Source organism: Paenibacillus beijingensis, from assembly GCF_000961095.1.
In the GTDB taxonomy this organism is placed as follows: Bacteria; Bacillota; Bacilli; order Paenibacillales; family Paenibacillaceae; genus Paenibacillus_O; species Paenibacillus_O beijingensis.
The window spans coordinates 230,331-242,472 of sequence record NZ_CP011058.1; the positions used below are offsets into that span (position 1 = coordinate 230,331).

Annotated in this window: 13 protein-coding genes; 6 read left to right on the forward strand and 7 right to left on the reverse strand. The window is 48.4% G+C overall.

The genetic code is table 11. The features are described 5' to 3' along the window. Nucleotides 1–155: 155 nt before the first annotated feature. Nucleotides 156–587, forward strand: a complete 432-nt coding sequence (locus VN24_RS01080) for a VanZ family protein (protein WP_045668907.1) — start codon at nt 156–158, stop codon at nt 585–587. A 76-nt stretch (nt 588–663) separates the two neighbouring features. Then, entirely contained in the window at nt 664–840 is a 177-nt protein-coding gene (locus VN24_RS26715; RefSeq protein ID WP_082083553.1) for an H-type small acid-soluble spore protein, read from the forward strand. Nucleotides 841–924: 84 nt separating this feature from the next. Here the strand turns inward: VN24_RS26715 and VN24_RS01085 are convergent, their stop codons facing one another. The 3 genes from VN24_RS01085 to VN24_RS01095 are packed head-to-tail and all read right to left on the reverse strand — an operon-like array spanning nt 925 to nt 3,576. Then, nucleotides 925–1,395, reverse strand: a complete 471-nt coding sequence (locus tag VN24_RS01085) for a DinB family protein (protein WP_045668908.1) — start codon at nt 1,393–1,395, stop codon at nt 925–927. Between the two features lie 50 nt (nt 1,396–1,445). Beyond that, nucleotides 1,446–2,327, reverse strand: a complete 882-nt coding sequence (locus VN24_RS01090) for an adenylyltransferase/cytidyltransferase family protein (RefSeq protein ID WP_045668909.1) — start codon at nt 2,325–2,327, stop codon at nt 1,446–1,448. A gap of 28 nt (nt 2,328–2,355) precedes the next feature. Further along, a complete protein-coding gene (locus VN24_RS01095) occupies nt 2,356–3,576 on the reverse strand; it encodes an acyl-CoA dehydrogenase family protein (RefSeq protein ID WP_052702723.1) in 1,221 nt (406 codons plus the stop codon). Between the two features lie 222 nt (nt 3,577–3,798). Between VN24_RS01095 and VN24_RS01100 the strand changes: the two genes are divergently transcribed. Both VN24_RS01100 and VN24_RS01105 read left to right on the forward strand, forming a co-directional pair. Then, nucleotides 3,799–4,581, forward strand: coding sequence for a hypothetical protein (locus tag VN24_RS01100; protein WP_045668910.1), 783 nt, complete (start codon nt 3,799–3,801; stop codon nt 4,579–4,581). A 242-nt stretch (nt 4,582–4,823) separates the two neighbouring features. Further along, on the forward strand, nt 4,824–6,143 hold the full coding sequence (locus VN24_RS01105; protein WP_202967423.1) for an ammonium transporter: 1,320 nt from the start codon (nt 4,824–4,826) through the stop codon (nt 6,141–6,143). 139 nt (nt 6,144–6,282) lie between these two features. Here VN24_RS01105 and VN24_RS01110 read toward each other — a convergent pair whose 3' ends face one another. Continuing rightward, complete coding sequence (locus tag VN24_RS01110) at nt 6,283–7,011, reverse strand: helix-turn-helix transcriptional regulator (RefSeq protein WP_148505176.1); 729 nt, start codon at nt 7,009–7,011, stop codon at nt 6,283–6,285. A 204-nt stretch (nt 7,012–7,215) separates the two neighbouring features. On the opposite strand from VN24_RS01110, the gene VN24_RS01115 reads away from it, so the two are divergent. Both VN24_RS01115 and VN24_RS01120 read left to right on the forward strand, forming a co-directional pair. Beyond that, complete coding sequence (locus VN24_RS01115; RefSeq protein WP_045668912.1) at nt 7,216–7,737, forward strand: DUF2243 domain-containing protein; 522 nt, start codon at nt 7,216–7,218, stop codon at nt 7,735–7,737. A 49-nt stretch (nt 7,738–7,786) separates the two neighbouring features. Beyond that, nucleotides 7,787–8,536, forward strand: coding sequence for a cytochrome c oxidase assembly protein (locus tag VN24_RS01120; RefSeq protein WP_338012214.1), 750 nt, complete (start codon nt 7,787–7,789; stop codon nt 8,534–8,536). A 56-nt stretch (nt 8,537–8,592) separates the two neighbouring features. Here VN24_RS01120 and VN24_RS01125 read toward each other — a convergent pair whose 3' ends face one another. From VN24_RS01125 to VN24_RS01135, 3 genes are all read right to left on the reverse strand, one after another. Continuing rightward, nucleotides 8,593–9,360, reverse strand: coding sequence for an IclR family transcriptional regulator (locus tag VN24_RS01125; RefSeq protein WP_045668913.1), 768 nt, complete (start codon nt 9,358–9,360; stop codon nt 8,593–8,595). A 336-nt stretch (nt 9,361–9,696) separates the two neighbouring features. Further along, nucleotides 9,697–10,053, reverse strand: a complete 357-nt coding sequence (locus VN24_RS01130) for a hypothetical protein (protein WP_045668914.1) — start codon at nt 10,051–10,053, stop codon at nt 9,697–9,699. Between the two features lie 21 nt (nt 10,054–10,074). Continuing rightward, nucleotides 10,075–12,018, reverse strand: a complete 1,944-nt coding sequence (locus VN24_RS01135; protein WP_045668915.1) for a primary-amine oxidase — start codon at nt 12,016–12,018, stop codon at nt 10,075–10,077. Between the last annotated feature and the right edge of the window lie 124 nt (nt 12,019–12,142).

The window sequence follows — 12,142 nt, forward strand, 5'->3', positions numbered from 1 at the left end:
AAAGACTTTTTCATCAAGTTGTTCGTCATCACTTATATGGATGTGGATTTTATAAGAATTGCAGCCTCCCGAAACTAGCAGCTCGTCTTGGAGGTATGCTTGGAGAAAAATCGATCTATACTAGATTTATATATGAATAAGACAGGTGAGAAACAATGAAGCTGAAAACCCGAATTTTACTGGCGATGTCATGGACAAGCATCCTTTTTATTTTCACATGTACGGTCAGTTTAAGCATGCTGCTGAAGCATCAATATATTCATTTTAATTTCAATCCGGATCCTCACTTTCGGCAATTTTTCCGGCTGATGGACATCAATAAAATTCATGACGAATGGATCGTCGTCAAGCTCGGGCATTTCATCGGTTTTGCCATTATGGACGTCCTGTTGTTCAATATGGTCCGGAGAAAAAATACCGCTTTACTATTGTCTATCCTGTTCGCAATCGTTACGGAAATTTTCCAGCTGTATTTTCATCGTGACGGGCGGCTGTACGATGTACTGATTGATTCAAGCGGGGCGCTCATTTCTTATTTGCTGCTTTCGGACCGGGCTTTCGATAAGGAGATCGATACCACCCGTTGATAAAATCGGAATATTTTCATGGGAAACGTTACATGCTATTTCAGGTTACAATCACAGCGCATTGGAGGATACGACATTGAACAAACAACGGGCAGTTGAGATTGCGGATTCACCGGTAATGGCAAATGTAACCTTTCAAGGCACCAATGTATACATTCAACATGTAAATGAAGACGAAACCGCCCGGATTTATCCGCTCGGGCAACCGGAGCAGGAGCAAAACGTGCCGCTGGACAGCCTGATCGAGCAATAGGTTACGGACGGTATTGAACCGAAGCGAAAAAAGGGAAAGGGGCTTCAAGCGGCCCTTTTCCCTTCGTTTGTCGTATAAGAAAATTCATAATGATTTCGGCTGTGCTAAAAATGACTCCACTTGTTTGATGTGATGCTCATCGTGCTCAATGAATTCGTCCAACAATTTCTCAAATGTATATTGCCCATGATCGATGCGGAATTGCGTTGTGTCATCATAACATTCATTCAACAGGAGCAGCAGCTGCTTCCGAGTGTTCACGGCGTCATCGATAAGAGCATCGGGCTTCGTATACGATTGAGAAAATAATGAGGCTTCTTGATTGAGCGAATCTATATCCACGAAAAACAACTCTGCGCCTTCTGTCACATTGGGAACTATCTTCTCCAGCAAATTTCGGTCCCAGAACATGATGTGGGTCAAAATTTCCCGGATCGACCATTTCCCTTCGGTGATCGGCTTTCTCCAAAGCTCATGGTCGAGGCTTCTCATTTTTTCCGCCCAAGCGATAAAGCCTGCGAACTCCTTTATTTTCTCGTTCATGTTCGCTGCCATCGTTCCGCTCCTTTTCATTGCTTCCTTATCAAGCTGGCGACAATGTCGTTTCAGTTGCTTGAAGCCCCCATTCGTAAAGCGAACCTTTGCTCTCTCACCCGATCGACCCAACTGAACTCGATTGCCGAATGCTCTTTTAGCTGAACAGATTTATCATGCCATATCATATCGAGCTTGCGCAACCCGTCCGGCTGCAGATCGATAGTTGCAATTCCGCTATACATTTGACTGTTCAAATAAATCATGACTTCATACGTACCTTCCGCCGGCAGCATATAATGTCGATCAACTTGAATATTCGCACTCACCCCGCGCTTTGAATCGTTGTTGAACGAATAAATTTGACCTCTCGTCGTATATAAACCGCCCAAATAGTCGGCGATCCGCTTCACTTCACCTGACCGCAGCAATTCCCGGATCATCGTTGAACTGATTTTCTGCTTCTGATGGTCCATCCGGGGGACGATATGCACCCGGTAAAAACCTCCTCCATCCGCTTCAAGCGTGTTCGCGTTTCCGCTTCCCTTGTCTCCGTAAGTGAAATCGAACCCGACAACGGCATGCTTGACGTTCAGTCGCAGCAAATAACGGTCCGCAAATTGTCGCGGGGACAAGCTTGCAAATTCGCGGTCGAACTTCACGACATAAAAGCGGTCTGCTCCGAGCGAAGCCATAACGTCCCTTTTTAATTCCAAGGGCATCAAATAATCGATCTCTCCGCCACTCTGACCCAGCACTTCCCGGGGATGCGGATGAAAAGTCAGCACGGCTAACGGCATGTTGTGGCGCTTGGCCAACTCCTTAGCCGTCCCAATGACCCGCCGATGCCCAAGATGGACGCCGTCAAAGGAGCCGAGTGCCATTACGCAGCGCTCTTGTTCAATCGAAAAGAAACCGGAGGAATCAGATTCTGACAAAAAGATGGTCTCCATGCATCTAACCCTCCTTTGGTAGTACCGCCTATTCGAGCCAAGGCAGTCCGATCAACGTTTTTCCAATCCAGTCGCGCAAAATCTCGTTTGTCGGCCCCATTACCGCGCCCGCGCGTCCGTCCCGCATATACCGTTCGACACCTCCGCGCAAGTAACCCCGGCCGCCCGAAATTTGCAGTGCTTTGTTGGTGACATCAATGACGATGTCGGCAGCATGCGTTTTTAATTCCCACAGCGGATACAAACACGTATCCAGCCCAACTCCTTTTGCAGTCGTCTCGTCCATCTTCTCGGCTACGCGGTACAGCATGCTTCTTGCGCTGTCGACCAAAATTTGCGCCTTGGCCATTTCATGGCGGATGACCTGGTAGCTTGCAACCGATTGGCCGGTATCGCGATGAACCTTTTTCTTCGCCTGCTCGACCGCCATACTGATTGCTCCCTGCGCAATTCCGACCCAGCAAGCGCTTGACCCGAGCAAGAAGAACGGATCGATAACGGTATCGTTGTAAAATCCGGCTCCGCCTTCATCGCCCAGCCGGTTATAAGCAGGCACGAAAACATCTTTATATTTCATCGGACCGCTGTTGTTTCCGCGCAGCCCAAGCGCATCGAACGGAAACGCTTCGACTCCCGGCTGATCGTTCTCGACGATCAAAAACATTAACGGATCGGATTTTGTGCTGTCCGGAGAGTTCGTTTCGACAATATACCAATCCGCCTGACCTGCGCTGGTGACGAACGATTTGTCCGCATTGAGCAAATATCCTCCGCTAGTCCGGGGCGCTTTGCTGACGACGTTCCAGAAGTGACTGCCTGTCGCCGGTTCGCTAAAAGCTAAGCCTCCGATTTCTCCGCGCGCAACTTTAGGAATATACCGCTGTCTCTGTTCTTCCGTTCCGGCCGCAAACAGCGTTTGAACCGCTGCGGTGTGCATCACCCACACCATTGTGGTGGAAGCGCAATATTGGGCAAACGTTTCGGCAAGCACTGCAAACCCGGAACAACCGGTACCGAGTCCGCCGTATTGTTTCGGAACGGTAACTGCGCCGAAACCGGCATCAGCCAGTGCCTGCAGACTGACTTTCGGATAGACCCCTTCCCGGTCGGAAATATCGGCGTTCGGGCGGAGAACCTGCTCGCCGACAAGCTTTGCTTTCTCCCGCATATCTTCATATCCAGGGATGCAATTCCACCATGCCGGAACTTTCATCAACAAACTGTCATCGATAACTTTGTCTAGCGCCATCCTCGATCTCTCCCTTTTGTTCATGTTCGATTTCATGACAGTATTGTTCCACAGACTTAGGAGAGGTGTCATGTCACCTTCCCGTTTATTGGAAAAGTCAAATATTTAATCTTGAAGAGCTATATTTTTAAATTTTCCCGGTTATGCGGAAAAGGTTCTGCGCCAATCGAGCGAGAGAAGCTATAATCATCCTACTTTAATAAAGAAAAGGAGCTGTTGAACATGCATACAACGACAAAGATACATTCAGCCGATTTCGAGCTCTCGGCATGCGGCCGCCCCGCTTCCCTGGAACATATTTTTCCCGGATTCAACCGGCTCGACCGCATCGGTTTCGTCGTGCGCCAGCCAGGCGGCGGGATCGGGGCAAGTGCTTTGCTTATGGCCGCTATGGCTAAGTTTTACGATTTCTATCGAGAGCAGTTGGGCAACAAGCCCGGCCGTTTAAGAATTTACCCCGAATTTTACATCTTTCATGTCGGCGATCGCTATATGGATCATTATTGGATGGATATATGGCCGTCTCACAAAGAAGTTGATGTTGCCGATGAAGCTGAGCAAATTCTCGAAGCTATTAACGACCGGGGAATTACCCGTTTGCTCGTTCCGGACGCAGCGCCTGTAAACACGGTTGCTCTTTACGAGCGTGCTGCCGCAGAAACACTGGACCCATCATCGGCGACTTTTCTCGCCGAAACGGTCAGCAGTGCGGAAACCCGGATCCTTTCTGCCCTCGCGTATTCTGCCACTGGACGAACGAAGAATGCCGATATTCAAATCGGAAGCTGCCCCGAAGCCGAAAACTGCGTACTCGCCTCCATTAACAGCTCTCACAAACTAACCGATTCCGAGCGCGAACAGCTTCGAACCAGCCGCCAATTTCTGTATACAGACGGGCGCGTAACCGAAACGTATCGACGAATCCCGCTGTCAGATGCGCTTGGCATGCTTACCCCCTGCACCCGCTTAAGCGAGACGACATTAAACTACATGTTAAACATGTGAATTTGCTATTTTCCCGAAATTCGGGAAGTCCGTATGTAATCAAAGTGTATAAGTAAGTTAATATGATGTCATGTTATATTACACGTTACGAATTGGGGTGGCTTTGAGTGAAAAAAAGTTTATGGTTAGGAGGAAGCTCCATGCTTCGACCAACGCGCTGGGTTTGGTTAATGGTTGGCCTATTTTTCACCTTTATGTTCAGTTTCCCCGCAGCAGCATTCGCGGCCGGCGAGACGCCGACCATTGATTCCGGGGATACGGCCTGGCTGCTTGTCTCCACCGCGATCGTGATCTTCATGTTCCTTCCCGGTCTCGCTTTATATTACGGAGGCATGGTTGGACAGCGAAATGTTCTATCCGTCATCATGTTAAACACGAGCAGCATGCTTATTATTAGTGTCGTTTGGGTGCTATGGGGGCATTCGCTTGCATACGGCACTGATGTAGGCGGTTGGATCGGGGGACTCGATTATATCGGCTTCAACGGCGTTGACCAATTGCCATTCGGTTCGCTTACGATCCCTCATATTTTATTTGCGGTCTTTCAAGCGCTGTTTGCCGCAATAACGGTGGCACTGATCGCAGGTTCCGTCGCAGAACGAATCCGTTTCTCGGCTTGGGTTTTATTTGCACCGATATGGGTGACTCTTATCTACGTGCCGATGGCCCACTGGGTCTGGGGAGGCGGATGGCTGTCCAAAATCGGCGGACTCGACTTTGCGGGCGGAACCGTAGTACACATTCTTTCAGGCGTTAGTGCACTGGTCGCCGCAATCATTCTTGGCCCGAGAAGAACATTCCCGAATCGTACATCTCCCCCTCACAATCTGGTGTTCTTCATGATCGGTGCAATGTGCCTCTGGTTTGGCTGGATGTGCTTCAATGGAGGCAGCGCACTTTCTGCCGGCAGCTTGGCCGGACATGTCATTGCCACGACACAATTCGCGGCTTGTGCGGGAGGAATTGTCTGGGGAGCAATGGAATGGATGCTTCGCAAAAAAGCGACCTTATTCGGTACCGTCACCGGAATTATTGCCGGGCTGGTAGCCATTACTCCAGCCGCCGGTTACGTATCCGTCCTTTCCTCTCTTGTTATCGGAGGAGGCGCCGGCGTTGTTTGCTACTGGGCGGTTAATGTTTTAAAATCCAAACTTAAATATGATGATGTATTGGATGTGTTCGGCGTCCACGGAATCGGCGGCATTTGGGGCGCTCTGGCAACAGGAATCTTTGCCAACAAAGAAATTAATTCCGCAGGAAATAACGGGCTCCTTTTCGGCAATCCGATGCAGCTAGTCCATCAGCTGATCGAGATTGGAGTCGCCGTTCTGCTCGCTTCCGTCGGCACGTTTGTTATATTGAAGCTTATTCAATCGGTGATGCCGATCCGTGTAACGGAAGAAGAAGAGACGAATGGGCTTGACATCAGCCTCCATGGGGAAGCAGCTTATAATACATTTGAAGCAGGCCGAAGCGAGATGGTAAATCCGGCTATTGACCAATATGAAGTGAATCAACCTATTGCGAACCAAACAGCATTAGGCAAAAACATGATCGGTTGAGAAAAAAGAAACGGATCCCAATGTAAAATTATCTATGTATTGAACCTGCCAAAAGAACCTCCGACCCCACTATTCTGCAGTGGATTTGGAGGTTCTTTTATGTAAAATTTTGGGACGAATCATTAGGGGAGGATAAAGTTCATAGGATCATTTTATAGGAAAGTTCCGTTCGGTTCGAGGCGCCTGTCTTGCGGTAGAGGTTTAACAAGTGGGTTTTGACCGTGTTGACGCTGATGTAGAGCTGTGCGGATATCTCTTCGTTAGAATACCCTTTTCGGACATATTCCAAAATCTCTTTTTCCTTTCGCGTTAACTGCACTTGAGTATTCTCTGCAAAGAACGGTACGGTTTGTTTGTACATTTCCAGACGCTGCGACAGAAACCGTGCAATAAATTCCAATTTCATCACTTCTTCATCACTGAATGGCGCTTCATTCTTCGACCTTATCAAGTCAATCAGACCCACCACCCTTTGACCGCTGACCAGATATACCGTCATCAAATGATAGTGCTGGTACTTGAGCATATAATCGTGGTAGTAGGGGTTTTTCTCATATGCTGCCCCAGGCACGATATCCCGAAGCCTCAATACACGACCTTCCTTAAGCATCGGTGATACAACTTTGGGCGCCAATAAATCCAGGCTGTAAAAATACTGGTCATATTCTTCGATGGCGCGCTGTTCAATATTACGGGATGTGATGCAGTGGATGCTGAGGTTTTTGTCACACGACCAGAGCAAGGATTGTGAGTACCCGAATGTGCTCTCAAATGAAGACAGCCAGTGTGTCAGATCAGGTTCACGATGCGAAGAAATATCATCCATGAAAGATAAAACTTTCCGCATACTGTCCGGTGACAAGTTCACCACAGCAAATCCCTCCTGAAATCAATATGTAATAAAACCTGACATCATCATAGCATAAATTATCTTTAAATCGAAGTGGAAATATTTTCTTGAGTGCCAAGGCAAAATTAGATGTGTATTTCGGCTGATTTCGTTTATATTTTACTAATTTGGATATAGTGGAATAAGAACAAAGAAACAACGATTTACACACGGGAGTTGCATATGAATTCTAAAAATGTAAATCCAAACAATAAGGCTGCCTATATGGATCGTTCTGCATACTTAAGTCGAAATCTATGGTCGGGTATTCTTTTCGGCCTTGGTTTAGTCGCCTTTATAGATGGAGCTGTTTTTCATCAACTGCCGCATTGGCATCATTTCTATGATAAAGCAACGAATGAAATTGGCCTCGTTTCAGATGGTTTTTTTCATGCTTTTAGTTGGTTTGCGACGGTTGGATCGTTGTTTATGGTTGCTGACCTTCGCCGCAGAAGCGCATGGCGGCGAACGAGGTGGGTAGGTGGTATATTCCTTGGGGCAGGGGGATTCCAGTTATATGACGGCATCGTTCAACATAAACAAATGGAGCTGCATCAGATTCGCTACAACGTGAACATCTTACCCTACGACCTGGTTTGGAACATATCTGCCGTTGTAATGATTGTAGTGGGCTTCATTCTCCTGATTCGCACACGAAGTCAATCAAAACAAGCAGGCACTATTGCCGAAAATGCATATGAATAATTACCTCAAATACGGTACTGGGAGCTACATTCATCACACGTAAGGAATTTTGCCCCAGCTTATCTTATCATTACCGTTTGTGATGGTATTGATTGCTTATCTTGTTGCGGTTGTTACATCCAATCGTCGAAACAAGTTATGCCCAATGTACCGTACCGCCTTCTGGGTAACCGGTGTTTTCTGCGCCGTCGCTGCTGTTGCAGGGCCTCTAGCTGATCGCGCGCGCATGGATTTCACAACCCATATGCTCGGTCATCTGTTCCTTGGCATGGCGGCTCCACTTCTTATGGTGCTAGCTGCCCCGGTGACTCTTATATTACGGTCTCTCAACGTAAGTTCGGCACGCCGCTTTTCGCTCTTCTTAAGAAGCTGGCCCATACGAATTATTAGTGACCCTATTGTTGCCTCCACCCTCAATGTCGGGGGGCTATGGGTACTTTACACAACCAACTTATATACGGCGATGCAGCAAAACATGCTTCTGCATATGGCAGTGCAAATTCATGTATTCTTTGCCGGTTACCTTTTCACGGTGTCTATGATCTCTATTGATCCGACACCGCACCGGACGAGCTTCGTTTACCGTGCCGTCGTACTAGTTACGGCATTGGCCGGTCACGGTATCCTCTCCAAGACGATTTATGCCAAGCCGCCTGCCTGCGTTCCTGCAGCCGAGGCGGAAACAGGCGGCATGCTAATGTATTACGGTGGCGATGCCATTGAGCTTCTTTTTATCTTTATTCTTTGTTTGCAATGGTTCATAGCCACCAGGCCTCGAGCTAAAGTTGACCGTGGGTAGCATATTGGGTCAATAAATAATGGCAGGCACCCTAAGGTTCCTGCCTGCAAAATTAGTTACAAGCGATAAAGTTTGCGGTACCCCAGTTCCTTTGAGATGAGATGAGCATATTTTTTAAGATAAAAGCTGATTTTCTCAATATTTTCAGATGTAAACCGCTGCGTCGGGCCTGCACAGTTCAGAGAGCCGATAACCGTATTCTCGTAAGAGAAGATCGGAGCTCCGATGCCTGTCGTTCCTTCGGTAGCCTCTCCCGAGGTTACGGCATAGCCCTGTTCACGTATCTGTTCCAGTTCTTTGTCTATAAACTCGCGGGTCAGCGGTTTCAAGGACGAGACGGAAGACCAGTCCACATCCGCTAATATTCTCTCTCTTGTTTTTTGCGGCAGGTAAGCCAGTATAACCCGGTTTGATGCGCCGATAAACAGCGGCAGCCTTAACCCTATCGGCTCGGATATTTTCAGGGCTTGGGAGGAATCGATGCTGTCAATATAGACACCTTCCATATTTTCCCTCATGGCCAAATAGACGGTTTCTTTCGTTTGTTTCGACAGTTCCTCCATGAACGGTCTGGCGGTTGATCTCAGCATTAAACTGTCTTGCATTAGGAACCCGTACTTCATCATGCATAAACCGAGTTTATACTTTCGGGTCTTGTTATTTTGCGAAACAAATCCATGCTGAGATAAAGAAACCAAGATTCGGTGCACGCTCTGAACCGGCATCTCAAGCTCCCTGCTGATTTCGGTGACACTTACCTCCTTTTCATTCCCCTGCGGCACCAGAATGTCTAAAATATTAATCGCTTTAGAAATGACAGACATGATCCTCATCCACCCATCGCGTTATATTTTATGACCATTTATCTGTAATTACGAAAAAAATAAAACAATTCAAAAATTTATGTTACGTTTTTTAACATATCTATGTAATACTATTATGAAATATTGGCATGAATTTAACTATCACCCGAACGGGTGATTTTTATCACACCGGTAAGTAGACATTCCAATAAAGTCAAATGGCCGGACAAGGAAGCTATTCCCCTTGACCGGCCATTTGGTGCATTTAAGATGAATGATTCGAGTCCAAATTCAAATCTTGCTCCAAAAGGAAAGCTGGCGCTTATTGAGCGCCAGCCAGTTTAACGATCCTGTTACTTAAAGGGAAATCGTCGTATAGATGCCCATACCAAGAACAACTAATGAAACTCCGGTACAAAGATACGAATGATGCCTGCTGCCCTCCCGTTTTTTCCATGCCATCGCCAGCTGCCTGACGGCAAGATACATACTGATCAAATTCGCGATTACGAGCGCAAGCATGAGCAGTGTCATCACACTGGAGCCGCTCCCCGACAGATCATGGTGATGCGAATGCATTTTAGAAGCGGCACCCATCAGGAAAGGGGTCGACAGCCAGTGAATGAGATGCAGAAGCAGAACCGCCAGCAGGGAAACAACGGAAAGAGCGGAATATTTCGATTGCTTACCCATGGAACTCATTTTCTGTATCATCACATGAACACTCCTCTACGTTCAGCTGTGGCAGCCGCTCTCTTTGACCGCGCTGCTGCAGCTGTTTTTCTTTGGTGAAGGGGGGAGGTCAATCGCCGGGTTCTGATTGAAGAAGCTGACCGGCTTCAGCATAAAGCCGATGTAGGCGGCTGGCATGACCGGCCAATCCTCCGGACGCGGAACGTGGGTATGACCCATCGTGTACCAAACGACAATATCTGTATTGGCAACCGAACGATCCTGTTCCGCCCATACCGAGAGGCCGTCTCCGCCGATGTGCTGATTCGGGTATTTGCCGGATGCGTACAGCTCATCCTCGTTATACGGCGTCACCCACAGGTGATGCTTGATGAAGCCGGCGCGCTTGATCAAGCTGGAGTTGTCGGAAGCGAACGGGAAGCAGTTCTCGCCCGTCACGATTTTATAGCCTACCGATTGGCCCAGCTCATTCTTCACGTTGTCATTCACGATCTTCCAGTAGCGGGCCGTTTCCAGCTTAATATCGCGAATGGCCTGCTGTTCCGTCTCCAGCAGAGTCGATTTCGCATAGAATCCGCTCTCGCGCGGATTGCCTTCGCCGAGCTCTTCCGGTACGACGTTGACTTCATAGACGGAATTCTCGTTACCGTCGATTTGCATATCCATACGCACGTTGAAGAAGTGCTGGTGGTTCGGAGCGTACAGGTCCGGACCGACCAAATTGCCGTATTTCGGCGTTTCGCCGGGATGAAGACCTGCTGTGGACAGAATGCCTGTCAGCTTCACTTCAAATTGAATATTGCCGTCCTGGTACAAATACCAGAAGAAACCATACTCGTAGTTGGCTACCGTCGAAACGGACGAGACAACCATCCGCCGCGAGCGTCTGACTTCAACATCGTTTGTCCGCCAGTCTGTATGCTTCCACAGGATGCCGTAGTCTTCCTCATGCATACAAATCGCGTTTTTAATCGTCATGAGCTCGCCCTTGCTGTTAGTCATGACGGCATCGAAATACTTGATATAACCGACGCAGTCGCAGCCGAGCTCCAGACTGTTCGCCAGCTGGCCGATGCCGTATTCCCCGCTGTCAAAAGCGTTTTTCCGGTTTTGGATCGGACCCGGATCTCCGTAAGGAACGACCATCTCGGACAGTGCCCCGCGGTACATGACCGGACGTTCCTGCCCACCGTCATTATATGAAACGGTATGCAGCGTTAATCCTTCTCTTGCGTTGAAGCCAATGCGGAACTTCCAGTTTTGCCACTCCACCTCATGTCCGTTGACGGTGAAGCTCGGTCCTTCCGGCTGCGTAATTTCAACCGGTTTGATGCCGGTGCGCAGCGGGCCAACCCGATCCGGCGTATAATTGAATTCTTTCGAAGGGATTTTCGTATATTCATATTCTTCCACGCGCAAAACTTCCATTTTGTTCAGATCGACGATCGGAACGAGGGGCAGCGGGCGGGCATAGCCGTTGTCCTTCTCGTCGCTGCGCAGGAAAATAAGCGGGCGGGCCAAGCGGACGTTCGCATCCTCTTCCGTTCCCCAATTGCCCGGCGACCAAAGATCAACCATCACAAGCTCCGGTGTATCGATTCCGAGACGTTGCAGCGCTGCCAGGAAGGTCGCATCCTTTTTCACGATTTCTTCGCATTCCACCTGCTCGTCAAGCATGATCGTCGGCTGAACGCCGGGAACATGCGTCCATGAAACCACTTTCTGTTCATTCAGCGAAACGACGGCTTCATAAGTGGCGTTATCTTGCTTGTTCAGAATAATAATGAACGCTTGGCGGTCGAAAGCTTGCGTACCGTCAAAGCTGAGCACGACTTCCTTCTTCGGCTCTTTCAACATGACCGAGACAAACCGGTCGGCATCGCCCAGTTGTTTCTCTACCTTCAAAATTTGTACGGCTGCCAAAATTTCTTCTTTGCTAAGCGGCTCAAGTGGATGGTTTCCGAGCTTGACGGTGATCTGCTCCATGTTGGTTCCCCTCACTTTTTCGAAATAGGATGTTGCTATAGCTAAATAGTAGCTCGTAAACCGGCAGTGCCATACCTCGGTTTCCTGTATAACGGGAAAACCATATTTTTTTGTCGCTGCCGAT